A 24,583-nucleotide genomic window follows, 5' to 3' on the forward strand; every position below is an offset into this window, starting at 1 on the left:
ACAGGTGTTACGCCGCCTCGTTGCGCCACTGCGCGCACGCGGCGGCGATTTCGCGTGCGAGCGCGATGCACGACAGCGGCGCGGAGCCTTCCGCCTTGTTGTTGATCGTGATGATCACCGGCTGCCCGGCCAGCGCGTAGCGCGCGGCCAGTTCGGCGAGCGCCGAGCGCGTGGCCGGATCCTCGTCGACGAGCTTGTCGAACGGCTCGTATTTCGCTTTCGCCTGTTCGTACTTGAAGCCGCCGTGCAGGCTCCAGCGCACGATCAGCGGGCCCGGTGCGTCGCCGTCGAGCAGCGCGAGCGCGGCGGCCTGGCGCAGCGGGTCGGGCATCCGCGCGTGCAGGCCGACGCAGTAGCGCACGCCGAGCGACGCGAGCGCGCGGATGAAGCGCGGCGTAAGCAGGCTCGCGTCGCGGATCTCGATCGCGTAGCGCGTGCCGTCGGCTTCCGGCGCCAGCGGCGGGAGCGCCGCGAAGAACGCGGTCAGCCGGTCGATCAGTGCGGCCGGCTCGGCAAGCAGCGGGTCGGGCAGCGGCGAGAACTGGAACACGAGCACGCCTGCTTTGCGACCGAGCCCTTCGAGGCACGGCTGCACGAATTCTCGGGTCGCGAGCTGCGCGTCGAGGAAGGTCGGGTTCGGCCCCGACGGCTCGCCGCGGCGGCCGCGGATCACCGCATCGGTCACCGATGCCGGCGCCTTCACGACGAAACGGAAGTCGTCGGGCACCTGCTGCGCATAGCGCAGGTAGTCGGCCACCGACAGCGGGCCGTAGAACGACCGGTCGAGGCTCACGCTCTTCAGCAGCGGATGCGCACCGTACGCTTCGAGCCCTTCGCGCGACAGCTTCGTCTGCGCGAAATCGCCGTCGTAGACGATGCCGTTCCAGCCGGGGAAATACCACGACGACGTGCCGAGCCGGACGTTCGGCGGCAGGCCGGCCGCGGCGTCGGCGACGTCAGCGGCAATCGGCGCAGGCAGCACGCCGCGCTTGCGCCGGCCTTTCTTCGGCGGCGTGGCGGGCGGCGACGGTTCGTCCCACAGCAGGCCCGAAGAAGGTGCCGGTTCGTCGTCGGCGGCGCGGGAAGGCGCAGGTGCGGGCGGCGCTGCGTCCTGCGCGTGCGGCGTCACGCGTTCATCGGGGCGGGCGGGGCGGCCGTCGTCCGCCGGCGCTGGCGACACGCGTGCAGCGTCCGCCGGCACGCCGAACAGGTCGAACTGGCCGTCGGCGTGCGGCGCGTCCAGGTTGTCGCGCTGCTGTCGTTCCTGCGGCGCCTTGCGCCGCGTCCTGCCGTCACCCATGCATGCCCAGCGTGAGGCGCCGCCTAGCGCGGCAGCGCGTGTTCGTACATGTAGCGCCGCGACCACGGCAGCGTTTTCGCGCTGCGGCCGGCCTTGCGGCACACGATCTGGAAGATCGACACGTCGTCGTGCTCGAATGCATACGCGCAGCCGGCAAGATACACGCGCCAGATGCGGAATTTCTCGTCGTCGACGAGCGCTTTCGCCTGGTCGGCCTTCGCCTCGAAGTTCTCCGTCCAGATCTCGAGCGTGCGCGCATAGTGCCGCCGCAGGCTTTCGACGTCAACCGCCTCGAGTCCGCCGCGCTGCGCCGCTTCGAGCGCGAGGCTGATGTGCGGCAGTTCACCATCCGGGAACACGTAACGGTCGATGAATTCGCCGCCGCCGAGCGCCGTCTCGCCGCTTTCCGCGTCGGTCGACGTGATCCCGTGGTTCATCGCGATGCCGTCGTCGGTCAGCAGCTCGCGGATGCGCGAGAAATAGAGCGGCAGGTTCTTGCGGCCGACGTGCTCGAACATCCCGACGCTCGTGATGCGGTCGAACTGGCCGTCGATCTCGCGGTAATCCTGCAGGCGGATCTCGATCTTGTCCTCGAGCCCCGCGGCCTTCACGCGCGCGGTCGCGAGGTCGAACTGGTTCTGCGACAGCGTCACGCCGAGACACGTCGCGCCGAACTTCTGCGCGGCGCGCAGCACGAGCGCGCCCCAGCCGCAGCCGATGTCGAGCAGGCGCTGGCCGGGCTGGAGCTGGATCTTCGTCAGGATGTGATCGATCTTCTTGATCTGCGCGGTGGCGAGATCCTCGTCGCCGTTCTCGAAGTACGCGCACGAGTACACCATGTTCTCGTCGAGCCACAGCTGGTAGAACGCGTTCGAGACGTCGTAGTGATACTGGATCGCCTTCTTGTCGGTGCTCTTCGAGTGATTGAAGTAGCGCTTCACGCGTGCGAGCTTGCTCGCGTTCGTCACCGTGCTGCGCGCGAGCGAGTAGCTGACGTTGATGATGTCCGACAGCCGGCCTTCGATGTCGATCTTGCCCTTCACGTACGCCTCGCCGAGATTGTCGAGGCTCGGATCGAGCAGCAGCGGCAACGCCGACGCGCTGTTGACCTTCAGCGTGACCTGCGGTGCGCTGAAGGTGCCGAAATCGAGTTGATCGCCGTTCCACAGCACGAGGCGCGCCGGTATGTCCGCTTTCGCCCGTACCTCGTCCGCCCACTGTGCCAGCTTCTTTTCCCAGAACATTTGGATTCTCCGTTTGTTCGTTGAATCGAATACAGCCAAGTATCTTGACCAGCGCCCGCCGCTTGCGAAGCGGGCGCCCGGATGCAACACGAGACACGACCGGCGCACGCCGGTGCCGCGCTTACGGCGACAGGCGCGAGATCGTCCAGCCCGACGCCGCCGCGGCGTCGCGCGTGTAGAGCAGGCGGTCGTGCAGCCGCGACGGGCGGCCTTGCCAGAACTCGATCGAGTCGGGCACGAGACGGTAGCCGCCCCAGTGCGGCGGCCGCGGCGGGTTGTCGCCGTAGCGTTCGCTGACGGCCTTTTCGCGCGCTTCGAGCGTCGCGCGGCTGTCGATCACCGCGCTCTGCTCCGATGCCCACGCACCGATGCGCGAGCCGAGCGGGCGCGACGCGAAATAGCGGTCGCTTTCTTCCGCGCTGGTTTTCTCGATCCGGCCTTCGATGCGCACCTGGCGCTCGAGCTCGATCCAGTAGAACAGCAGCGCGGCTTGCGGATGCGCGGCGAGATCGCGCCCCTTGCGGCTTTCGTAATTGGTGAAGAAGACGAACCCGCGTTCGTCGACGCCCTTGATGAGCACGATCCGGGCCGACGGCCGGCCGTCGTCGCCGACGGTCGCGAGCGTCATCGTGTTCGGCTCGGGCAGCTTGGCGGCGAGCGCCTCCTTGAACCAGCGATCGAACTGGGCGAGGGGGTCGGGGGCGGCATCGGCTTCGTCGAGCGAAGCACGTGAATAGTTGATGCGGAGATCGGCGAGAGTCGTCATGTTATGCAAACGCTTCAATCTGGGGCCAGTATAGCGAACGCGCAAGAATCGTGCGTGCACAGTGGCGCGTGCGAGCGGGGAGTTCAGGCAAAATAGAGGGCTGCACGACTTACGTTTTCCTTGCTGCCATGTCCGTTGCCGACGCTGCCCCGCCCAGTTCTTCTGATCTTACCCCGACCCCGGAAATCCAGCTTGACGTGGATCGCGCCCGGCGCTTCGGCGGCGTCGCGCGCCTGTACGGCGCGCCGGCCGCCGCCGCGTTCGAGCGGGCGCACGTCGCGGTGATCGGGATCGGCGGCGTCGGGTCGTGGGTGGCCGAGGCGCTCGCGCGCAATGCGATCGGCACGCTGACGCTGATCGATCTCGACAACGTCGCGGAAAGCAATACGAACCGGCAGGTCCACGCACTCGACGGCAATTACGGCAAGCCGAAGGTCGACGCGATGGCCGAGCGGATCGCGCTGATCGATCCCGCGTGCCGGGTGAACCGGATCGAGGATTTCGTCGAGCCCGACAACTTCGACGCGCTGCTCGGCGGCGGTTTCGACTACGTGATCGACGCGATCGACAGCGTGCGCACGAAGGTCGCGCTGATCGCGTGGTGCGTCGCGAAGCGGCAGCCGCTCGTCGTCGTCGGCGGCGCGGGCGGGCAGCTCGACCCCACACGAATCCGTATCGACGATCTTGCGCTGACGATCCAGGATCCGCTGCTGTCGAAGGTGCGCGCGCAGTTGCGCAAGCAGCACGGCTTTCCGCGCGGGCCGAAGGCGCGTTTCAAGGTCAGCGCCGTGTATTCGGACGAGCCGCTGATCTATCCGGAAGCGGCCGCGTGCGATATGGAGGACGGTGCCGAGCCGTCCGCGGCCGCGCATGTCGCGGGGCTCAACTGTGCGGGATTCGGTTCGAGCGTGTGCGTGACCGCGAGCTTCGGGTTCGCGGCCGCCGCGCATGCGCTGCGCGCGATCGCGGCGCAGGCTGCCGGCTGAGCGAGGGAGAGGAGGCTGCGGCGCCGGTCGTGCGCCGCAAGCAAGACGGCGATCCGGCCGGGCCGTTGCGGCCCGGCGCGTTCGTTGCGTCGCGCGTCAGTTGAGCGCCATGCTCAGCTTGCGTCGCCATCCGGCGACGAGGTCCGGGCGATCGCCGGCCAGCTCGAACACCGAGATCAACGTGCGGCGGCCGAGATCGTCGCCGTACGCGCGGTCGCGCTGGACGATTTCCAGCAACTGCTCCACTGCACCTTCGTATGCGCGCCGCGCGATCAGGCTCTGCGCGAGGTCGAAGCGCGCGTCGAGATCGGCCGGGTTCGCCGCGATGCGTGCTTCGAGCGCGTCGGTCGGCGGCAGGTCGGCCGTGGCGTCGAGCGCGTCGAATCGCGTCTTGATCGCCTGGTAGCGCGGATCGCCGTTCTGGACGGTCTGCGGCGACAGGCGCTCGGTCTCGGCGCGCGCGGCGTCGACCTCGTTGCTCGCGAGCAGCAGCTCGATCAGGTCGAGGCGCGCGTCGTCGAAGCCGGGGTTCAGCGCGAGCGCCGCTTCGAGGTGCGTGAGCGCGTCGTCGTAGCGCTGTTCGGCCATCGCGTATTGCGCGGCGCGGCGCTCGGCTTCCTCGGGGGCGGGCAGCAGCCGGTCGAGGAATGCACGCAACTGGCCTTCGGGCAGCACGCCGACGAACTGGTCGACCGGGCGGCCGTCGGCGAAGGCGATCACGTGCGGGATGCTGCGCGTCTGGAAGTGCGCGGCGAGTTCCTGGTTCTCGTCGACGTTGACCTTCACGAGCTTCCAGCGGCCTTCGTAGTCGGCCTCGAGCTTTTCCAGCAGCGGGCCGAGCGTCTTGCAGGGGCCGCACCACGGCGCCCAGAAGTCGACCAGCACGGGCGTGTCCAGCGACGCCTCGATGACGTCTTTCTCGAAAGTGGCAAGCGTGGTGTCCATGTCGTTCTCTTCGGTTCGAATATCGTCAGGATGAGGGCGGCGCGCCTCTTTTTCAACGCGGCTTCGACTCGGGCAGCGGAATCCACTCGGTCTCGCCCGGCACCTTGCCCATTTCCTGGCGCGTCCAGGCCGCTTTCGCGCGCTCGATCGCGTCGCGGCTGCTGGCGACGAAATTCCATTCGATGAAGCGTTCGCCGTCGATCCTGTCGCCGCCGAGCAGCATCGCGCGCGCGCCGCTGTCGCTCGTCAGCGTGACCGCCGCGCCCGGCGCGAGCACGGCCATCTGTTCGGCCGGCACCGGCGTGCCGTCGATCGCGAGCGTGCCGTCGACCACGTAGACCGCGCGCTCCTCGTGCGACGCGTCGAGTTCGAGCCGGCCGCCGGCCGCGAATTCGGCCGCGACGTACAGCGTGCGCGAGAACGTCGTGACGGGCGAGCGCAGCCCGAACGCGTCGCCTGCGATCACCGTCAGCGCGACGCCGTCTTCGTTGCGCTTCGGCAGCGTGTCGGCCGGATGGTGCTCGAACGACGGCTCGGTCGTCTCGTGCGCCTGCGGCAGCGCGACCCAGGTCTGGATCCCGTGCACGGTGTGACCGCTGGCGCGCTGCGCGTCGGGCGTGCGCTCGGAGTGGACGATCCCTCGGCCGGCCGTCATCCAGTTCACGTCGCCCGGCACGATGGCCTGCAGCGAGCCGAGGCTGTCGCGGTGCAGGATCGCGCCGTCGAACAGGTAGGTGACGGTCGCGAGCCCGATGTGCGGATGCGGGCGCACGTCGAGCCCCGTGCCGGCCGGCAGCGTGGCGGGGCCCATGTGATCGAAGAAGATGAATGGGCCGACGAGGCGCGCGGCGAGCGCCGGCAGCGTGCGGCGCACCTGCAGGTTGCCGATGTCGCGCACGTGCGGCTTCAGCAGGGCTTTGATCGAGTCGGTCATGGCGGCTCCAGTGGGGCGGCGGGGGATGCCGGTCATTGTACTGGCCGCCCGCCGCCGATTCCATGCGCGCCGCGCGGGTATCGGGCCGACCGGCGAAACCCGCTAGACTGACGCGCTTCAGAACAACGATTCGAATCGAGGAGACACCGATGATGGCCCCGAAGGACTTGCTGCTCGCGCTGGTCGTGATCCTGGCGTGGGGCGTGAACTTCGTCGTGATCAAGGTCGGCCTGCACGGCATGCCGCCGATGCTGCTCGGCGCGCTGCGCTTCACGCTCGCGGCCGTACCCGCGGTGTTCTTCGTGCGCCGGCCGCAGATTCCGTGGCGCCTGCTGGTGCTGTACGGCGCGACGATCCAGCTCGGCCAGTTCGTGTTCCTGTTCACCGGCATGTACGTCGGCATGCCGGCCGGCCTCGCGTCGCTCGTACTGCAGTCGCAGGCGTTCTTCACGCTCGTGTTCGCGATGCTGTTCCTCGGCGAACGGCTGCGCGTGCAGAACCTGGTCGGGCTCGCGATCGCCGCGGGCGGGCTCGTCGTGATCGCCGCGCAGGGCGGCCGCGCGATGACGCTCGCGGGCTTCCTGCTGACGATCGGCTCGGCCGCGATGTGGGCGTTCGGCAATATCGTCACGAAGAAGGTCGGGAAGGCGAACCTCGTGTCGCTCGTCGTGTGGGCGAGCCTCGTGCCGCCCGTGCCGTTCTTCCTGCTGTCGCTGTGGTTCGAAGGGCCGCAGCGCATCGCGACCGCGCTCGCGGGGCTCGACGGCGCGTCGATCTTCGCGGTCGTCTATCTCGCGTTCGTCGCGACGCTGCTCGGCTACGGGCTGTGGAGCCGCCTGCTGTCGCGCTACCCGGCCGCGCAGGTCGCGCAGTTCTCGCTGCTGGTGCCGGTCGTCGGGCTCGCGTCGTCGGCGCTGCTGCTCGACGAGCACCTGACGCAAGCGCAGCTGATCGGCGCGGCGCTCGTGATGGGCGGGCTCGCGGTGAACGTGTTCGGCGGGAAACTGATGCGCCGCTTCTCGGCGTCGTGACGCGCCGGCACGCGATGCGTGCCGGCGGCAGGGGACGGACGGCCGTCAGGCCATCCGGTTCTTCGCGAGCGGCGGATTCGCGGCGAAATAGCGCTTGATGCCGCGGAAGATCGCGTCGGCCATCTGGTCGCGATAGCTGTCGTCGTTCAGCCGGCTTTCCTCTTCCGGGTTGCTGATGAACGCGGTCTCGACGAGGATCGACGGAATGTCGGGCGCCTTCAGCACCGCGAACCCGGCCTGCTCGACCGACCCCTTGTGCAGCTTGTTGATGCCGCCGACTTCCTTCAGCACGTAGTTGCCGTAGCGCAGCGAGTCGCGGATCTGGGCCGTTGTCGACATGTCGAACAGCGCGCGGTTCACGGCCGCGTCCGCCGTCTTGATGTTGATCCCGCCGATCAGGTCGGACGAATTCTCCTTGTTCGCCATCCAGCGCGCCGCGGCGCTCGTCGCGCCGTGATCGGACAGCGCGAACACCGACGAGCCGCGCGCGGACGGCGTCGTGAATGCATCCGCGTGGATCGACACGAACAGGTCGGCGCCGACGCGGCGCGCTTTCTGCACGCGCACGTTCAGCGGCACGAAGAAGTCGGCGTCGCGCGTCATCATCGCGCGCATGTTCGGTGCGCCGTCGATCTTCGCGCGCAGCTTCTTCGCGATGTCGAGCGCGATGTGCTTCTCGTACGTGCCGCCGCCGCCGATCGCGCCCGGATCCTCGCCGCCGTGGCCCGGATCGATCGCGACCGTCAGCAGGCGTACGGTGCCGCCCTTGCCGGATTTCGGCGCGGTGAACTTGTAGGTGTCGCCGTCGTCGTCGCTGTCGTCGCGGCGCGCGATGACGGGCGGCGGCTTGACGGCCGGCTTCGGCGGCGTCGACGGCGTGCCGGCCGCCGGCGGCGTGTGCGGCGTGGCCGGCGTGTTCTGCGCGAAGCGCTGGAAGAACGCGTCGCTGTTGTCGCCCGCGCCGGGCGGCGGCGTACCGGGGCCGGCCAGCGTGGACGGCGGCTGCATCTGCTGCGCGCGCGCGTTGTCGTTGAGCGCCTGTTCCTTGCGTTCCGTCTGCGCGATCAGGTCGGACAGCGGATCGGGCGCGACGGCCGGATACAGGTCGAACACGAGCCGGTACTTGTAGGTGCCGACGGGCGGCAGCGTGAATACCTGCGGCTTCACCGAGCCTTTCAGGTCGAACACCATCCGCACCACGTGCGGCTGGTACTGGCCGACGCGCACCGACTGGATCTGCGGATCGTTCGGCGCGATCTTCGACACGAGGTCGCGCAGCGCCTGGTCGAGATCGAGGCCGGTCAGGTCGACGACGAGACGGTCGGGACCCTGCAGCAGCTGTTGGCTATTCTGCAGCGGCTGGTCGGATTCGATCGTGACGCGCGTGTAATCGCGCGCGGGCCACACGCGCACGCCGAGCACCGACGACGCGTGCGCGAGCCGCGGCGCGACGAGGCCGAGCACCAGCGTGGACGCCCCCGCGCGCAGGATCTGGCGGCGCCGCCAGTTGTGCGTCGCGGTGGCCGCCGATTCGATCGAGCGGAACGGTTTGATCAACATCTTTCGAGACATGCCTTTCCTGAAGCGCTGTACGCCCGGACGGTGAGGGCGCGGCCGTCGCCATCCACGTCGAGCGAGAAAACCAGATCGGGCACGCCGAGCAGGGCGCCCGCCTGTTGCGGCCATTCGACGAGGCAGATCGCGCTGGAATTGAAATATTCGCGAAAGCCTGCATCGGACCATTCGGCCGGATCGTTGAATCGATACAGATCGAAGTGATAGACCTCGAGTTCCCCATCGCTGCGTTCGAGCGCGTAAGGCTCGACGAGCGTGTAGGTCGGGCTGCGCACGCGGCCCTGGTGGCCGAGGCCGCGCAGGATCGCGCGCACGAGGGTCGTCTTGCCCGCGCCGAGATCGCCGACCAGCTGGATCTGCAGCCCGTCGAACGCATGGGCGCGGTCGAGTTCGAGGCGTGCCGCGTCGAGCGCGTGCGCGAAGCGCGTGCCGAATGCGTCGGTCGCCGCTTCGTCGGCGAGCGCGATCACGCGCTCCGCGAGCGGGGCGGGCAGCATGGCGTCGTGAGGCGATTGGCTGGACGTGGCTGGCATTCTCGTAAAATAGTGCGATGAACCGATTACCGGAACTCGCCGCATCCGACAGGCCTTCGACTCATGCCGAAGGCGCGGCGCCGTGCGCGCTCGATGATGCGGCGTTGACTGCGCTCGCCGCTCGCATCAGGGCGTGGGGGCGCGAATTGGGTTTCGGGGCGATCGGCATCAGCGATACCGATCTCTCGGATGCCGAAGCAGGCCTCGCCGCCTGGCTGGAAGCCGGATACCACGGCGAAATGGATTATATGGCGAAACATGGGATGAAACGCGCGCGCCCGGCCGAACTTGTGGCCGGTACGCGACGCGTGATTTCCGTGCGGCTCGCCTATTTGCCGGCAGAAACGCTCGCGGGCGGCGAGCCCGGCGCGCTCGTGCCGCACGACTGGCGTGCCCGCGAACGCGCGCGGCTCGACGATCCTCAGGCCGCCGTCGTGTCGATCTATGCGCGCGGTCGCGATTATCACAAGGTGCTGCGCAACCGGCTGCAGACGCTCGCGGAGCGCATCGAGCATGAGATCGGCGCATTCGGCTACCGCGTGTTCACCGATTCGGCGCCCGTGCTCGAGGTCGAGCTCGCGCAGAAGGCCGGCGTCGGCTGGCGCGGCAAGCACACGCTGCTGCTGCAGCGTGACGCCGGCTCGCTGTTCTTCCTCGGCGAGATCTACGTCGACCTGCCGCTGCCGACCGACGCGCACACGTCGCCGGATGCCGCGCCCGAGACGCCGGGTGCGCACTGCGGCAGCTGCACGCGCTGCATCGATGCGTGTCCGACCGGTGCGATCGTCGAGCCGTACCGCGTCGACGCGCGCCGCTGCATCTCGTACCTGACGATCGAGCTGAAAGGCAGCATCCCCGAAGCGCTGCGGCCGATGATCGGCAATCGCGTGTACGGCTGCGACGACTGCCAGCTCGTGTGCCCGTGGAACAAGTTCGCGCAGGCCGCGCCCGTCGCCGATTTCGACGTGCGGCACGGCCTCGACCGCGCGACGCTCGTCGAGTTGTTCGCGTGGGACGCGGAGACATTCGACACGCGGATGCAGGGCAGCGCGATCCGGCGCATCGGTTATGAAAGCTGGCTGCGCAATCTCGCGGTCGGGCTCGGCAACGCGCTGCGCGCGGACGCGGAGCGGCTCGCGCCGCCGGCGCGCGACGCGATCGTCGCCGCGTTGCGCGCGCGGGCCGACGATCCGTCGCCGGTCGTGCGCGAGCATGTCGAATGGGCGCTGCGCGCCGCGTGAAGGCGGCGTAAAGTGTCGTCGGCGCGCGGCACCGGGCGCGCATTCATCGGTCAGGAGAAGGCAATGTTCAACGCAGTGATCGACGCGCCGTTCGGCAAGGTCGGCATCCGCACGGACGCCGCGGTGGTGCGCGAGATCGTCTATCTGCCCGAATCGGTGAAGTCGGTCGATCCGGATTCGCCGCTCGCGAAGCGCGCGGTCACGCAGATCGAACGTTATTTCGGGCGTGCGTCCGCGCGCTTCGACCTGCCGCTCGCCGAAGTCGGCAGTGCATTCCAGCACCGCGTGTGGGACGTGATCAGCGATATCCCGCCCGGCACGGTGCTGACCTACGGGCAGGTCGCGAAGCGGATCGGCAGCGCACCGCGCGCGGTCGGCCAGGCGTGCGGCGCGAACTATTTCCCGCTCGTGATTCCGTGCCATCGCGTCGTCGCGGCGGGCGGCCTCGGCGGCTTCGCGAACCACGACGACAACGGCTATTACCAGAAAGTGAAGCGCTGGCTGCTGGCGCACGAAGGCGTGCCGTACTGATGAGTGAACCACTGACGACTCCCGAAGCCGACGGCGATGCTGCCGCGGCCTCGCCCGCGCTGCTCGCGAGCCGCGCGTCGATCGACGTCTTCTGCGATGCGCTGTGGCTCGAGCACGGGCTCGCGCGCAACACGCTCGATGCCTATCGGCGCGATCTGGTGCTGTTTTGCCAGTGGCTGGCCGAGACGCACGATACACAGCTCGATCTGGCCGACGAGGCGATGGTGACGGGCTACATCGCCGCACGCAGCGACGGCAAGGCTACGTCGTCGAACCGGCGGCTGTCGGTGTTCCGTCGCTATTACGGCTGGGCCGTGCGCGAGCATCGCGCGAGCGCCGACCCGACGCTGCGGATCACGTCCGCGAAACAGGCGGCGCGGTTTCCGTCGACGCTGTCGGAGGCGCAGGTCGAGGCACTGCTCGGCGCACCCGACGTCGGCACGCCGCTCGGCCTGCGCGATCGCACGATGCTCGAGCTGATGTACGCGAGCGGGCTGCGCGTGAGCGAGCTCGTGACGCTGAAGACGGTCGAGGTCGGCCTGAACGAAGGCGTCGTGCGCGTGATGGGCAAGGGTTCGAAGGAGCGGCTCGTGCCGTTCGGCGAAGTCGCGCACGGCTGGATCGAGCGCTACCTGCGCGAGGCGCGGCCCGCACTGCTCGGCGCGCGCGCGGCCGACGCGCTGTTCGTGACCGCGCGCGGCGACGGGATGACGCGCCAGCAGTTCTGGAACATCATCAAGCGCCACGCGCAGCAGGCCGACGTGCGTGCGCACCTGTCGCCGCACACGCTGCGGCATGCGTTCGCGACACACCTGCTGAACCACGGCGCCGACCTGCGCGTCGTGCAGATGCTGCTCGGCCACAGCGACATCTCGACCACCCAGATCTACACGCACGTCGCGCGCGAGCGGCTGAAGACGCTGCACGCGCAGCACCACCCGCGCGGTTAGTGCGCGGGGCGCGCGTATCCGGCACCGCGCGGGCGCCGGTGTGCGCTCGATGTGCGCGCAGCCGCCGCCGGCGTCAGACCAGCTCGCGCAGCTTGTGCTTCAGCACCTTGCCGGTGGAGGCGGCCGGCAGCGCGTCGAGCACGCGGATGTGCGCCGGACGCTTGTAAGGCGTGAGCCGCTCCGCGCACCACGCGTGCAGCGCGGCTTCGTCCGCGGTCGCGCCCGGCACCAGCTCGACGAACGCGAGCACTTCCTCGTTGCCGTCGACCGAGCGGCCGATCACGGCCGCCTGCACGACGTCCGGATGCGCGTTCAGCACCTGCTCGACTTCCACCGGGTACACGTTGAAGCCCGAGCGGATGATCAGCTCCTTGCTGCGGCCCGCGATCGTCACCGCGCCGTCGGCTTCCTGCCGCGCGAGATCGCCGGTACTCAGCCAGCCGTCCGGCGACACGGCCGCACGCGTCGCGTCGGCGTTGCGGTAATAGCCGAGCATCACGTTCGGCCCGCGCACGCGGATCTCGCCGACTTCACCCGGCGGCACGTCGGTGCCGTCCGGCGCGACGATCCGCATCTCGACACCCGGAATCGGCACGCCGACCGAGCTGTCGGCGCGCGGCGCGTCGAGCGGCGTCTGCGTGATCGTCGGGCTGCTTTCGGTCATCCCGTAGCCGTTGTGCAGCGGCACGCCGTACTGGCGCTCGACGCGCGCCTTCAGGTTCGCGTCGAGCGGCGAGCCGCCCGAATACGCGAAGCGCAGGCGCGGCGCGTGCCACGCGTGGCCGTGCGTGTGCAGGTGTTCGAGCAGCTTCGCGTGCATCGCGGGCACGCCCTGGAAGATCGTCACGCCTTCTTCGGCGAGCGCGATGCGCACGGCTTCCGGCGAGAAGCGCGGCGCAAGCCGCAGCGTCGCGCCCGCGTACAGGCTGCCGAGGCAGACCGACGCGAGCCCGTACACGTGCGACACGGGCAGCACCGTGTAGACGACGTCGTCGGGCGACACGCGGCGCAGCGTGCTCGACGTGGCCGCGATGAACAGCAGGTTGCGGTGCGACAGCATCACGCCTTTCGGCGCACCCGTCGTGCCGGTCGTGTAGATCAGCGCCGCACATTGCGCGGCGCCGTCGGCGGCGACCGGTTCGGTGGGCGCGTTCGCGTCGACGCGATACGACCACGCGCCGATGTCGACCGGCAGCGCGCCGGCGGGCGTCGCGCCGAGCCGCGCGGCATGCGCGCGCGCGTCGGGCGATGCGTCGATCGTGAACACGACCAGCTTCGGGCGCGCGTGCGCGGCGATCGCATCGAGTTCGCCGGCCGACAGCCGCGCGTTCGACACGAGCGCCCACGCGTCGACGCGGGCGACCGCGAACAGCAGCACGATCTGCGCGACACAGTTTTCGGCGACGATCATCACGCGGTCGCCGCCCTGCACGCCGAGGCTCGCGAGCCGCGCGGCCGCCGCATCGACGGCCTGCGCCAGCTCGCCGTACGACAGGCGGCGCGCATCTTCGATCAGCGCCGGATGCGCGGGCGCCTGCGCGGCCCAGCGCGCGGGCACGTCGGCGATGCGGCGCGGCAGCGCGGCGAGCAGGGCGTCGACGTCGAGCGACTCGGAAGAATGGATGGGCGAGGGCATGGCGTCTCCAGAAAAGGTGGCCGGGCGGCGGCTTCACGATGTTTGCGAACGATCGTGCCATGCCGGCGCACACGCCACAATCGGCCAATCGGGCAATAGCACTTCGCGATGTCCGCAATGATGACGGGCGGAATCGTGGCGGTGGTGGCGGCGGCCCGGGCGGCCATCCGGCGGAAAACGGGCCGCGAGTATACCGCCGGCCCACCCGCCGGCCCGCGCACGTGGCCGCCCGCCTGCCGGTCGTTCGCCATTAAAATGCCGCCATGAGCAAATCCAGACACGTGTCCGAAACCCCCGCGACCCAGCTGTTGCGCCGCCATGGCGTGACGTTCGGCGAGCACCCGTACGACTACGTCGAGCACGGCGGCACCGGCGAATCGGCGCGCCAGCTCGGCGCGGACGAGCACTGCGTCGTGAAGACGCTCGTGATGGAAGACGAGCACGCGAAGCCGCTGATCGTGCTGATGCACGGCGATCGCACCGTATCGACGAAGAACCTCGCGCGGCAGATCGGCGCGAAGCGCGTCGAGCCGTGCAAGCCCGAGGTCGCGAACCGCCATTCGGGCTATCTCGTCGGCGGCACGTCGCCGTTCGGCACGCGCAAGACGATGCCCGTCTACGTCGAGGCGACGATCCTCGAATTGCCGACGATCTACCTGAACGGCGGCCGCCGCGGCTACCTCGTCAGCCTCGCGCCGGCGGTGCTCGTGTCGCTGCTCGGCGCGCAGCCCGTGCAGTGCGCGAGCGTCGACTGAGGGTTTCACCTTCGTGGCACCCCGCGCCCGTTCGGTAGAATGGGCGCCGTTTCGGCCTGCCGGCTTGCCGCGCACGGCCGTCCCTTCACCGATACGTTGAAAGAAGAGTCCTCCGCATGCAGATCCTGCTCGCCGCCCTCGTTGCCTACCTGATCGGTTCGGTGTCGTTCGCCGTCGTCGTCAGTTCCGCGATGGGCCTGGCCGACCCGCGTTCGTACGGGTCGAAGAATCCCGGCGCGACCAACGTGCTGCGCAGCGGCAACAAGAAGGCCGCGATCCTGACGCTCGTCGGCGATGCATTCAAGGGCTGGATTGCCGTCTGGCTTGCGCGGCGCCTGGGCCTGCCCGACGTCGCGGTCGCGTGGGTCGCGATCGCCGTGTTCCTCGGCCACCTGTATCCGGTGTTCTTCCGCTTCCAGGGCGGCAAGGGCGTCGCGACGGCCGCCGGCGTGCTGCTCGCCGTGCACCCGGTGCTCGGGCTCGCGACGGCGCTGACCTGGCTGATCGTCGCGTTCTTCTTCCGCTACTCGTCGCTCGCGGCGCTGGTGGCGGCCGTGTTCGCGCCGGTGTTCGACGTGTTCCTGTTCGGCACGGGCCACAATCCGGTCGCGTGGGCCGTGCTCGCGATGAGCGTGCTGCTCGTGTGGCGTCACCGCGGCAACATTTCGAAGCTGCTTGCGGGGCAGGAAAGCCGGATTGGCGACAAGAAGAAGGCGGCTGCAGACAGCAGCGCGCAGGACGGCGGGAAAGCCTGAGAAAGCGCGGCGCCTGGCCGCGCGCCGGGCGCGCCGCGTGTGCGGGGCCCGGCGGGATGACGCGACGGATCGGCTGGCGATCAGTCGCGGAAGTTGTTGAAGTCGAGCGGCGTGTCGGTCACGTCCTTGCGCAGCATCGCGATCGTGCTCTGCAGGTCGTCGCGCTTCGTGCCCGATACGCGCACCGCATCGCCCTGGATGCTCGCCTGCACCTTGATCTTGCTGTCCTTCACGAGGCGCACGATCTTTTTCGCGAGATCGCCCGTCACGCCCTTCTTCACGGTGACGACCTGCTTGACCTTGTCGCCGCCGATCTTCTCGACCTTGCCGTAGTCGAGGAAGCGCACGTCGACGTTGCGCTTGGCCAGCTTGCCGATCAGCACGTCCTTGACCTGGCCGAGCTTGAAATCGTCGTCGGCGAACAGCGTCAGCTCGCGTTCCTTCTGCTCGACACGCGCGTCGGAGCCCTTGAAGTCGAAGCGCGTCGAAATTTCCTTGTTCGACTGCTCGATGGCGTTCTTCACTTCGATCATGTTCGCTTCGGAAACGACGTCGAACGATGGCATGGCATTCTCCCTTGAGATGCGGGCACCCGGCTCGCGCGCGGGCACTCGCTATAATTGCGGACTGTTTGCCATTTTACCGATGCCCCTCCGTTTGCCCAAGGCCAGCCGTCCGCCGGCCCCGGGGCCGACGTGACCGCGAATGCCGATGCCTCCTGACGATTCCGCCCTGTCGCTGCTTCCCGACCATCCGCTCGCCGCGCACAACACGTTCGGCATTGCCGCGAACGCGCGCTTTGCCGCGCGCATCACGCAGGCGTCGCAGTTCGAGGCGCTGCACCGCGATCCGCGCGTCGCGAACCTGCCGCAGCTCGTGCTCGGCGGCGGCAGCAACGTCGTGTTCACGCGCGATTTCGACGGCGTCGTGCTGCTCGACGAGATCGCCGGCCGCCGCGTCGTGCGCGAGGACGACGGCGCGTGGTACGTCGAGGCCGGCGGCGGCGAGAACTGGCACGCGTTCGTCGCGTGGACGCTCGAGCACGGGATGCCGGGCCTCGAGAACCTCGCGCTGATTCCCGGCACCGTCGGCGCCGCGCCGATCCAGAACATCGGCGCGTACGGCCTCGAGATGAAGGCGTATTTCGACTCGCTGGTCGCGGTCGAGCTGGCGACGGGGCGCAGCGAGCGCTTCGACGCCGCGCGCTGCGCGTTCGGCTACCGCGACAGCTTCTTCAAGCGGGACGGGCGCGGCCGGTTCGCGATCGTGTCGGTGACGTTCCGGCTGCCGAAGCAATGGACGCCGCGGCTCGGCTACGCGGACGTCACGCGCGAGCTCGACGCACGGGGCATCGCGCCCGATGCGGCGACGCCGCGCGACGTGTTCGACGCGGTCGTCGCGATCCGCCGCGCGAAGCTGCCCGATCCGCTCGTGCTCGGCAACGCGGGCAGTTTCTTCAAGAATCCGGTGATCGACGCCGCGCAGTTCGACGCGCTGCGCGCCCGCGCACCCGAGGTCGTGTCGTATCCGCAGCCGGACGGGCAGGTGAAGCTGGCGGCCGGCTGGCTGATCGACCGCTGCGGCTGGAAGGGCCGCGCGCTCGGTGCGGCGGCCGTGCACGACCGCCAGGCGCTCGTGCTCGTCAATCGCGGCGGCGCGACGGGCGCCGACGTGCTGGCGCTGGCGCAGGCGATCCAGGCTGACGTGCGTGCGCAATTCGGCGTCGAGCTGGAGGCGGAACCGGTCTGCCTGTAGCGCCGGTCCTGCGCCGCTTTCCAGGCGCCCAAGCAAAAAGCGCCGATCGTCGATCGGCGCTTTTTTTACGCGTGTGCGTTCCGGCGCGTCAGTGCTTGAGGCGGCCGAGCAGCAGGAACTCCATCAGCGCCTTCTGCACGTGCAGGCGGTTTTCTGCCTCGTCCCACACGACGCTCTGCGGGCCGTCGATCACGCCGGCCGTCACTTCCTCGCCGCGGTGCGCGGGCAGGCAGTGCATGAAGAGCGCGTCCGGGTTCGCGTGGCCCATCATTTCCTCGTCGACGCACCAGTCGGCAAACGCCTGCTTGCGCGCCTCGTTCTCGGCTTCGAAGCCCATGCTCGTCCACACGTCGGTGGTGACGAGATCGGCGCCCCTGCATGCTTCGTTCGGATCGTCGAACACCTCGTAGAACGGCGCGCTGCCGGGCGACACGAGCTTCATGTCGAGTGCATAGCCGGGCGGCGTGGACAGGCGCAGCTTGAAGCCGAGGATCTGCGCGGCTTCGATCCACGTGTAGAGCATGTTGTTCGCGTCGCCGACCCAGGCGACGGTCTTGCCGGCGATCGGGCCGCGGTGCTCGTAGTACGTGAAGATGTCGGCGAGCACCTGGCACGGGTGGTAATCGTTCGTCAGGCCGTTGATCACCGGCACGCGGGAGTTTTCCGCGAAGCGTGTGATGACGTCCTGCTCGAACGTGCGGATCATGATGATGTCGACCATCCGCGAGATGACCTGCGCGGAATCCTCGACGGGTTCGCCGCGGCCGAGCTGCGTGTCGCGCGTGCTCATGAAGACGGCGTGGCCGCCGAGCTGGAAGATCCCAGCCTCGAACGACAGGCGCGTGCGCGTCGAGCTCTTCTCGAAGATCATCGCGAGCGTGCGGTCGTGCAGCGGGTGATAGGTCTCGTAGTTCTTGAACTTGCGCTTCAGGATACCCGTGCGTTCGAGCACGTACTCGTAGTCTTCCAGCGAGAAATCCTTGAACTGCAGGTAGTGACGAATGGTTTTGGCGGTCATGAAGCGAAATACGGCGGGTTTCACCCGGCAGCGAGGCCGGACGGCGCCGCCGTCGGGTGTGGATAACTCAAAGCAGCATAAAGGATTTTCTGTGCTTTGACGAGCCGTCGAACGAAATGGGGCACGATCGCGACCGGCAGCGGATGGCGCGGGAAGGCGGCCGTCGGGACGACGCGCGATGGCGCGCTGCGGTATAATTCGAAAGTTTTCTCCAGCCCGGCAGGCAAGGCTTTTCGCGCTCTGCCGGACACAAGCCGTGCGCTGCACAAATCCGGTGCAGTTTACCGGCGGCGCGCATCGACGTCCCGTTTTCGGGATACCGGAATGCTTGTGCCGCCGTCCGTTCCAGCTTTGTGTTCGCGTATCCAGGCGCCGTTGCCTGGACATCGCCGGGCCGTCACTTGGGTAACCACATGGCTGAAACCCCTCCGACCGAATTCTTCATCCAGGGCATCACGAAAGAAGGGAAAAAGTTTCGCCCGAGCGACTGGTCGGAGCGTCTGGCCGGTGTGATGGCCTGCTTCGGGCCGGGGGCGAGCGGGCCGAATGCGCGTCTCAAGTATTCGCTGTACGTGCGCCCGACGATGCTCGGCGACCTGAAATGCGTGATCCTCGATTCGCGGTTGCGCGACATCGAACCGATGGCTTTCGATTTCGTGCTGAATTTCGCGAAGGACAACAACCTCGTCGTCACCGAGGCCTGCGAATTGCCGGATTACAACACGAAGAAGTGATGCCGACGGGCGAGGGCGCATGCAGCGCCCGCCCTGGCAAGTGCCGTCGCCGCCTCGCATGATGCGCGGGCGACAGGCAACAAAAAAGCCCGCCTAGGCGGGCTTTTTCGTGATCGCAGGAAACAGGAACGCCCGCGTAAGCGGGCGCACCGGATTACGCTGCTGCCTGCAGGCCCTTGACGGCTGCGGCCAGGCGGCTCTTGCTGCGAGCGGCCTTGTTCTTGTGAACGATCTTCTTGTCGGCGATCGTGTCGATCGTCTTCACGGCAGCCTTGAACAGCTCGGCAGCCTTTGCTTGGTCGCCGGCTTCAACAGCCTTGCGAACCGACTTGATCGCGGTACGGAATTTCGAGCGCAGCGCCGAGTTGTGCGAGTTTGCCTTCGCGGCCTGGCGGGCGCGCTTGCGTGCTTGTGCGGAGTTAGCCATGACGGTTCCTTATCCTGTCCTGTTTCCAGAGCTTGGAGCCTGACGGCCAAGCGCTGCTTTTCGATCCGTCCCCTGAGAACGATTGCCCAGGGGCGCATAAAAAAACGGTGATTTTAACCGAGGCAGGGACATGAAAACGGCAGCTGCCGTGCATGTACGAGCCCAGAAACCGGCGATTATAGCAACAAAATCAAGCGAGTGGCAAGTTCGAAGTGACATCCGCCGGACGGGCCGCCGGCGGCGTGCGCGCTTTTCGGCATCGGCCGCTGGCCGGGTCGCGCAACGTCCGTATAATAAGCGCCCCATGAATCTATTCCGAGCCCTGCTGACGGTCAGCGGCTTCACGCTGCTGTCGCGCGTGACCGGACTGGCCCGCGAGACGCTGATCGCCCGTGCGTTCGGCGCCAGTCAATACACCGACGCGTTCTACGTCGCTTTCCGCATTCCGAACCTGCTGCGCCGCCTGTCCGCCGAAGGCGCGTTCTCGCAGGCGTTCGTGCCGATCCTCGCCGAGTTCAAGAACCAGCAGGGGCACGATGCGACGAAGGCGCTCGTCGACGCGATGTCCACCGTGCTCGCGTGGGCGCTTGCCGTGCTGTCGGTCCTCGGGATCGCCGGCGCGTCGTGGGTCGTGTTCGCGGTCGCGTCCGGCCTGCACACCGATGGCCAGGCGTTCCCGCTCGCGGTCACGATGACGCAGATCATGTTCCCGTACATCGTGTTCATCTCGCTGACGACGCTCGCGTCCGGCGTGCTCAACACGTACAAGAGCTTCTCGCTGCCCGCGTTCGCGCCGGTGCTGCTCAACGTCGCGTTCATTGCCGCGGCCGTGTTCGTCGCGCCGCACCTGAAGGTGCCGGTCTACGCGCTCGCATGGGCCGTCATCGTCGGCGGCGTGCTGCAGTTCCTCGTGCAGCTGCCGGGGCTGAAGAAGATCGACATGGTGCCGCTGATCGGCCTGAACCCGCTGCGCGCGCTGCGCCACCCGGGCGTGAAGCGCGTGCTCGCGAAGATGGTGCCCGCCACGTTCGCGGTGTCGGTCGCGCAGCTGTCGCTGATCATCAACACCAACATTGCGTCGCGGCTCGGGCAGGGCGCCGTGTCGTGGATCAACTACGCCGACCGCCTGATGGAATTCCCGACGGCGCTGCTCGGCGTCGCGCTCGGCACGATCCTGCTGCCGAGCCTGTCGAAGGCGCACGTCGACGCCGATTCGCACGAGTATTCGGCGCTGCTCGACTGGGGGCTGCGCGTCACGTTCCTGCTCGCGGCGCCGAGCGCGCTCGCGCTGTTCTTCTTCGCGACGCCGCTCACCGCGACGCTGTTCAACTACGGCAAGTTCGACGCGCATACCGTCACGATGGTCGCGCGCGCGCTCGCCACCTACGGGATCGGCCTCGTCGGCATCATCCTGATCAAGATCCTCGCGCCGGGCTTCTATGCGAAGCAGGACATCAAGACGCCCGTGAAGATCGCGATCGGCGTGCTGATCGTCACGCAGCTCTCGAACTACGTGTTCGTGCCGCTGATCGGCCACGCGGGCCTCACGCTGAGCATCGGCGTCGGCGCGTGCCTGAATTCGCTGCTGCTGTTCCTCGGGCTGCGCAAGCGCGGCATCTACCAGCCGTCGCCGGGCTGGCTGCGCTTCTTCGTGCAGCTCGTCGGCGCGGCGCTCGTGCTCGCGGGCCTGATGCATTGGTGCGCGATCAACTTCGACTGGACCGGGATGCGCACGCAGCCGCTCGACCGCATTGCGCTGATGGCGGCGTGCCTCGTGCTGTTCGCTGCACTATATTTCGGTATGTTGTGGGTGATGGGCTTCAAATACGCTTACTTCAGAAGGCGCGCCAAGTGACGACCGCAATGACCCGCGTCCTCGACTACTTCAGCACGCTCGTGGCGGACGACGACAGTCTGCCCGTCACGGAAGCCGCGCTGTCGCTGGCGCAGGACGCGTATCCGGACCTCGACCTGCAGGGCACGCTGGCCGAGCTCGACATGCTGGCGGCGCGGCTGCGCCGGCGGCTCGCCGACGATGCGGACCTGAAGGGCCGCGTCGCCGCGCTGAACGACTTCTTCTTCCGCGAACTCGGCTTCGCGTGCAATCACAACGATTACTACGACCCCGATAACAGCCACCTGAACGCGGTGCTGAAGCGGCGGCGGGGGATTCCGATCTCGCTGTCGGTGCTGTACCTGGAGCTCGCCGAGCAGATTGGCGTGCCGGCGCGCGGCGTGTCGTTCCCCGGCCATTTCCTGCTGCGCGTGACGCTGCCGGACGGCGACCTGATCATTGATCCGACCAACGGCCATTCGCTGTCCGAAGCCGAGATGGTCGAGATGCTCGAGCCGTACGTCGCGCGTGCGGCGGGGGCGGTCGACAGCGCGTTGCGCGCGCTGCTGCAACCGGCGACGAGCCGCGAGATTATCGCGCGGATGCTGCGCAACCTGAAGACGATCTATCTGCAGACGGAACGCTGGCAGCGGCTGCTCGCGGTACAGCAGCGGCTCGTGATCCTGTTGCCCGAGCAACTCGACGAGGTGCGCGACCGCGGCTTCGCGTATGCGCGGCTCGATTACCTGCGCCCCGCGCTCGAGGATCTCGAGCAGTATCTCGGCGAGCGGCCGGAGGCGGAAGATGCGACCGTCGTCGAGTCGCAGGTGAGCGAATTGCGCCAGCGGATGCAGCGCGACGGCGAGGATTGAGCCACAGCGCGGCTGCCTGAGCCCGTAACGAAAACGCCCGCATCGCGGGCGTTTTTTCATGCGCGGTTTACTTCGGCTGCATCCGGATCGCGCCGTCGAGGCGGATCACTTCGCCGTTGAGCATCGGATTCTCGACGATCTGGCGTACCAGCATCGCGTATTCGGCCGGTTTGCCGAGCCGCGGCGGGAACGGCACCATCGCGCCGAGCGCGTCCTGCACGTCCTGCGGCATGCCGAGCAGCATCGGCGTCTCGAACAGGCCGGGCGCGATCGTCATTACGCGGATCCCGCTGCGCGCCAGGTCGCGTGCGATCGGCAGCGTCATGCCCGCGACGCCGGCCTTCGACGCCGCATAGGCGGCCTGGCCGATCTGGCCGTCGAAGGCGGCGACCGACGCGGTGCTGACGATCACGCCGCGCTCGCCTTCCGCGGTCGGCGCGGTCGCGGCCATCGCGGCGGCCGCGAGCCGGATCATGTTGAACGTGCCGACCAGGTTGACGTTGATCGTCCTTGCGAACACGTCGAGCGGGTGCGCGCCGTCCTTGCCGACGGTTTTCGCGGCCGGCGCGATGCCCGCGCAGTTCACGAGGCCGCGCAGCGTGCCCGCGCGCGTCGCCGTGTCGACGGCCGCGTGCGCGTCGGCTTCGCTCGACACGTCGCAGCGTACGAATGCGCCGCCCAGCTCGGTCGCGAGCGCGGTGCCCGCCGCTTCGTTCAGGTCGGCGAGCACGACCGTGCCGCCAGCCTGCGCGAGCATCCGCGCGGTGCCGGCGCCGAGGCCCGATGCACCGCCCGTGATCAGAAACACGTTGCCGCGAATGTCCATGACTGTCTCCAGGGTTCTGTCCGATGCCGATCGGGCAGTCGGAAAGCCGGTGCGCCGCGAGAGCGGGGCGCGCATCCGAGCGATTGTACGGGGCGTCGTCACGCGAAGGCGATACCCGCACGGCCGTGCGCATCCCCATCGGGCGAAAAAAAAGCCGCCCGGAAAGGGCGGCTTCTGCGAGGGCGAGACGCGCTGCTTACTTCAGTGCGTCAAACGCGCGCTCGCGAATTTCCTCGACCGCACCGAGACCCGAGATCTTGCGATACTGCGGGGCCTTCAGGCCGTTTTCCTCGCCGCGCTGCGCCCAGTCGCCGTAGTACGTGATCAGCGGCTTGGTTTGCGCTTCGTACACTTCGAGACGCTTCTTGACGGTTTCTTCCTTGTCGTCGTCGCGCTGGATCAGCGGCTCGCCCGTCACGTCGTCATGGCCTTCGACCTTCGGCGGGTTGAACTTGACGTGGTACGTGCGGCCCGAGGCCGGGTGCGTGCGGCGGCCGCTCATGCGCTCGATGATTTCCGAGAACGGGACGTCGATCTCGAGCACGTAGTCGATCGCGACGCCGGCGTCCTTCATCGCGTCAGCCTGCGCGATCGTGCGCGGGAAACCGTCGAACAGATAGCCGTTCGCGCAGTCGGATTCCTTCAGGCGTTCCTTGACGAGGCCGATGATCAGCGCGTCCGGCACGAGCTTGCCGGCGTCCATGTAGCCCTTCGCCTCGACGCCGAGCGGCGTGCCGGCCTTCACGGCCGCGCGCAGCATGTCGCCCGTCGAGATTTGCGGGATGCCGAACTTTTCCTTGATGAAGTTTGCCTGGGTGCCCTTTCCCGCGCCGGGCGCGCCCAACAGGATCAAACGCATGGTGATATCTCCAAGTATGTAGATTCGTGTGGCGAGCCTCGAAGGCGTCGGCGACAGCGGGCGCGGGGCTTGCCTGGCGCGCGGCGGACCGGTCTGATGCGGCGCGTCGACTTGGGCGACGCGCGGCTGCCGGCAGGGCCGCGGGCGGGGTCAAGCGAGGACGCGCTGGTCGCGGACGGCTCGCACAATCGCCTGATTATGCCACGGGTTATTTTGAACCCGGCTGAAAAAGGGCCTGCACGCGCGCGAGATCGGCAGGCGTGTCGATCCCAGCTTCGGGTGCGGATTCGGTGATCAGCACTGCGATGCGCTCGCCGTGCCACAGCGCGCGCAGCTGTTCGAGCTGCTCGGCCTGCTCGATCGGCGCCTGCGCGAGCGACGGATACGTGCGCAGGAAACGCGCGCGATAGGCATAGAGGCCGATGTGCCGGTAGACCGGGAAAGCCGGTGCTGGCATGGCCGCGACGTCCGGCCAGTGCGGCTGGTACGCATCCCGGCTCCACGGAATCGGCGCGCGCGAGAAGTACAGCGCGACGCTTTGCGCGTCGAGCGCGACCTTCACGACGTTCGGGTTGAACACGTCGGCCGCGTCGTGGATCGGGTGGGCGGCAGTCGCGATCGCGCACGCCGGATGCGCGGCGAGGTGCGACGCTACGTCGCGCACGAGCACGGGGTCGATCAGCGGCTCGTCGCCCTGCACGTTGACGACGACGGTGTCGTCGCTCCACCCGAACGCCGCCGCGACTTCCGCGAGCCGGTCGGTGCCGGACGGATGGTCGGCACGCGTGAGCACCGCTTCGAAGCCGTGATCGCGCGCCGCGTCGAGCACGCTCTGCGCGTCGGAGGCGACGAGCACCTGCTGCGCGCCCGCTTCGCGCGCGCGCTCGGCGACGCGCACGACCATCGGCTTGCCGCCGAGATCGGCGAGCGGCTTGTTCGGAAGGCGCGTCGACGCGAGCCGGGCGGGAATGACGGCGATGAAGGGTTGCGGGTGAGTCATCGGGGTGAGCGGTGAGAAGAACGGGGCAGGCGGCGCGTCCGGAGCCGGTCGGCCGGCAGGGTTCGTCACCCCGGCC

The 24,583-nt window shown here is 68.3% G+C and carries 25 protein-coding genes; 11 read left to right on the forward strand and 14 right to left on the reverse strand.

Annotated elements, in window-relative coordinates; all coding sequences use genetic code 11:
* Window positions 1-7: 7 nt before the first annotated feature.
* The 3 genes from U5798_RS32445 to pdxH all read right to left on the reverse strand — a co-directional run bounded on the left by U5798_RS32445 (window position 8) and on the right by pdxH (window position 3,310).
* Window positions 8-1,300, reverse strand: coding sequence for a DUF72 domain-containing protein (locus U5798_RS32445; RefSeq protein ID WP_124456391.1), 1,293 nt, complete (start codon window positions 1,298-1,300; stop codon window positions 8-10).
* A 23-nt stretch (window positions 1,301-1,323) separates the two neighbouring features.
* A complete protein-coding gene (locus U5798_RS32450) occupies window positions 1,324-2,544 on the reverse strand; it encodes an SAM-dependent methyltransferase (protein ID WP_124456390.1) in 1,221 nt (406 codons plus the stop codon).
* 121 nt (window positions 2,545-2,665) lie between these two features.
* Window positions 2,666-3,310 carry a pyridoxamine 5'-phosphate oxidase gene (gene pdxH / locus U5798_RS32455; RefSeq protein WP_124456389.1) on the reverse strand — a complete coding sequence of 215 codons (645 nt, stop codon included), beginning with the start codon at window positions 3,308-3,310 and terminating at the stop codon, window positions 2,666-2,668.
* A gap of 128 nt (window positions 3,311-3,438) precedes the next feature.
* Between pdxH and tcdA the strand changes: the two genes are divergently transcribed.
* Window positions 3,439-4,296 carry a tRNA cyclic N6-threonylcarbamoyladenosine(37) synthase TcdA gene (tcdA, locus tag U5798_RS32460; protein WP_322084379.1) on the forward strand — a complete coding sequence of 286 codons (858 nt, stop codon included), beginning with the start codon at window positions 3,439-3,441 and terminating at the stop codon, window positions 4,294-4,296.
* Window positions 4,297-4,392: 96 nt separating this feature from the next.
* Here tcdA and trxA read toward each other — a convergent pair whose 3' ends face one another.
* Complete coding sequence (trxA, locus tag U5798_RS32465) at window positions 4,393-5,241, reverse strand: thioredoxin (RefSeq protein WP_124456387.1); 849 nt, start codon at window positions 5,239-5,241, stop codon at window positions 4,393-4,395.
* A gap of 52 nt (window positions 5,242-5,293) precedes the next feature.
* The gene (locus U5798_RS32470; protein WP_322084380.1) at window positions 5,294-6,175 is read right to left on the reverse strand and encodes a pirin family protein; all 882 of its coding nucleotides are present in this window, start codon (window positions 6,173-6,175) and stop codon (window positions 5,294-5,296) included.
* 152 nt (window positions 6,176-6,327) lie between these two features.
* On the opposite strand from U5798_RS32470, the gene U5798_RS32475 reads away from it, so the two are divergent.
* Window positions 6,328-7,206, forward strand: coding sequence for an EamA family transporter (locus tag U5798_RS32475; protein WP_185658275.1), 879 nt, complete (start codon window positions 6,328-6,330; stop codon window positions 7,204-7,206).
* 45 nt (window positions 7,207-7,251) lie between these two features.
* On the opposite strand, the gene U5798_RS32480 is transcribed toward U5798_RS32475, so the two are convergent.
* Window positions 7,252-8,778, reverse strand: coding sequence for an N-acetylmuramoyl-L-alanine amidase (locus U5798_RS32480; protein WP_322084381.1), 1,527 nt, complete (start codon window positions 8,776-8,778; stop codon window positions 7,252-7,254).
* The gene (gene tsaE, locus U5798_RS32485) at window positions 8,760-9,314 is read right to left on the reverse strand and encodes a tRNA (adenosine(37)-N6)-threonylcarbamoyltransferase complex ATPase subunit type 1 TsaE (RefSeq protein ID WP_124456383.1); all 555 of its coding nucleotides are present in this window, start codon (window positions 9,312-9,314) and stop codon (window positions 8,760-8,762) included. Before tsaE ends, U5798_RS32480 begins: the two co-directional genes overlap by 19 nt.
* 17 nt (window positions 9,315-9,331) lie before the next feature.
* Here tsaE and queG point away from each other — a divergent pair, with 17 nt between their 5' ends.
* The 3 genes from queG to xerD all read left to right on the forward strand — a co-directional run bounded on the left by queG (window position 9,332) and on the right by xerD (window position 12,036).
* Window positions 9,332-10,555 (forward strand): tRNA epoxyqueuosine(34) reductase QueG, encoded by a 1,224-nt coding sequence (gene queG, locus U5798_RS32490; RefSeq protein WP_322084382.1) that lies wholly within the window; start codon window positions 9,332-9,334, stop codon window positions 10,553-10,555.
* Window positions 10,556-10,618: 63 nt separating this feature from the next.
* The gene (locus U5798_RS32495; protein WP_322084383.1) at window positions 10,619-11,086 is read left to right on the forward strand and encodes a methylated-DNA--[protein]-cysteine S-methyltransferase; all 468 of its coding nucleotides are present in this window, start codon (window positions 10,619-10,621) and stop codon (window positions 11,084-11,086) included.
* On the forward strand, window positions 11,086-12,036 hold the full coding sequence (xerD, locus tag U5798_RS32500) for a site-specific tyrosine recombinase XerD (protein WP_124456380.1): 951 nt from the start codon (window positions 11,086-11,088) through the stop codon (window positions 12,034-12,036). The genes U5798_RS32495 and xerD overlap by 1 nt, the downstream gene beginning before the upstream one ends.
* Before the next feature lie 73 nt (window positions 12,037-12,109).
* On the opposite strand, the gene U5798_RS32505 is transcribed toward xerD, so the two are convergent.
* The gene (locus U5798_RS32505; RefSeq protein WP_322084384.1) at window positions 12,110-13,672 is read right to left on the reverse strand and encodes a class I adenylate-forming enzyme family protein; all 1,563 of its coding nucleotides are present in this window, start codon (window positions 13,670-13,672) and stop codon (window positions 12,110-12,112) included.
* A 263-nt stretch (window positions 13,673-13,935) separates the two neighbouring features.
* Here U5798_RS32505 and ybaK point away from each other — a divergent pair, with 263 nt between their 5' ends.
* Both ybaK and plsY read left to right on the forward strand, forming a co-directional pair.
* Window positions 13,936-14,427 carry a Cys-tRNA(Pro) deacylase gene (ybaK, locus tag U5798_RS32510; protein ID WP_124456378.1) on the forward strand — a complete coding sequence of 164 codons (492 nt, stop codon included), beginning with the start codon at window positions 13,936-13,938 and terminating at the stop codon, window positions 14,425-14,427.
* A gap of 116 nt (window positions 14,428-14,543) precedes the next feature.
* Window positions 14,544-15,182 (forward strand): glycerol-3-phosphate 1-O-acyltransferase PlsY, encoded by a 639-nt coding sequence (gene plsY / locus U5798_RS32515; RefSeq protein ID WP_124456377.1) that lies wholly within the window; start codon window positions 14,544-14,546, stop codon window positions 15,180-15,182.
* An 80-nt stretch (window positions 15,183-15,262) separates the two neighbouring features.
* Here the strand turns inward: plsY and U5798_RS32520 are convergent, their stop codons facing one another.
* The gene (locus U5798_RS32520) at window positions 15,263-15,748 is read right to left on the reverse strand and encodes a YajQ family cyclic di-GMP-binding protein (RefSeq protein ID WP_322084385.1); all 486 of its coding nucleotides are present in this window, start codon (window positions 15,746-15,748) and stop codon (window positions 15,263-15,265) included.
* Window positions 15,749-15,887: 139 nt separating this feature from the next.
* Here U5798_RS32520 and murB point away from each other — a divergent pair, with 139 nt between their 5' ends.
* Window positions 15,888-16,937 (forward strand): UDP-N-acetylmuramate dehydrogenase, encoded by a 1,050-nt coding sequence (gene murB / locus U5798_RS32525; RefSeq protein WP_322084386.1) that lies wholly within the window; start codon window positions 15,888-15,890, stop codon window positions 16,935-16,937.
* A gap of 88 nt (window positions 16,938-17,025) precedes the next feature.
* Here the strand turns inward: murB and argF are convergent, their stop codons facing one another.
* Window positions 17,026-17,955, reverse strand: a complete 930-nt coding sequence (gene argF, locus U5798_RS32530; RefSeq protein WP_124456375.1) for an ornithine carbamoyltransferase — start codon at window positions 17,953-17,955, stop codon at window positions 17,026-17,028.
* A gap of 413 nt (window positions 17,956-18,368) precedes the next feature.
* On the opposite strand from argF, the gene U5798_RS32535 reads away from it, so the two are divergent.
* Window positions 18,369-18,689, forward strand: coding sequence for a DUF3579 domain-containing protein (locus tag U5798_RS32535; RefSeq protein ID WP_124456374.1), 321 nt, complete (start codon window positions 18,369-18,371; stop codon window positions 18,687-18,689).
* 154 nt (window positions 18,690-18,843) lie between these two features.
* On the opposite strand, the gene rpsT is transcribed toward U5798_RS32535, so the two are convergent.
* Window positions 18,844-19,116 carry a 30S ribosomal protein S20 gene (gene rpsT / locus U5798_RS32540; RefSeq protein WP_006482211.1) on the reverse strand — a complete coding sequence of 91 codons (273 nt, stop codon included), beginning with the start codon at window positions 19,114-19,116 and terminating at the stop codon, window positions 18,844-18,846.
* 304 nt (window positions 19,117-19,420) lie between these two features.
* On the opposite strand from rpsT, the gene murJ reads away from it, so the two are divergent.
* Window positions 19,421-20,971, forward strand: a complete 1,551-nt coding sequence (gene murJ / locus U5798_RS32545) for a murein biosynthesis integral membrane protein MurJ (RefSeq protein ID WP_124456373.1) — start codon at window positions 19,421-19,423, stop codon at window positions 20,969-20,971.
* Window positions 20,972-20,979: 8 nt separating this feature from the next.
* A complete protein-coding gene (locus U5798_RS32550; protein ID WP_060313760.1) occupies window positions 20,980-21,822 on the forward strand; it encodes a SirB1 family protein in 843 nt (280 codons plus the stop codon).
* A gap of 67 nt (window positions 21,823-21,889) precedes the next feature.
* Here the strand turns inward: U5798_RS32550 and U5798_RS32555 are convergent, their stop codons facing one another.
* The 3 genes from U5798_RS32555 to kdsB form a co-directional block, all read right to left on the reverse strand.
* Window positions 21,890-22,648, reverse strand: a complete 759-nt coding sequence (locus U5798_RS32555) for an SDR family NAD(P)-dependent oxidoreductase (RefSeq protein ID WP_124456372.1) — start codon at window positions 22,646-22,648, stop codon at window positions 21,890-21,892.
* 196 nt (window positions 22,649-22,844) lie between these two features.
* Entirely contained in the window at window positions 22,845-23,507 is a 663-nt protein-coding gene (adk, locus tag U5798_RS32560) for an adenylate kinase (protein ID WP_124456371.1), read from the reverse strand.
* Window positions 23,508-23,715: 208 nt separating this feature from the next.
* Complete coding sequence (gene kdsB / locus U5798_RS32565) at window positions 23,716-24,507, reverse strand: 3-deoxy-manno-octulosonate cytidylyltransferase (protein WP_059233379.1); 792 nt, start codon at window positions 24,505-24,507, stop codon at window positions 23,716-23,718.
* Window positions 24,508-24,583 lie beyond the last annotated feature (76 nt).

Source organism: Burkholderia sp. BCC1972, from assembly GCF_905339605.1.
Classification (GTDB): Bacteria; Pseudomonadota; Gammaproteobacteria; order Burkholderiales; family Burkholderiaceae; genus Burkholderia.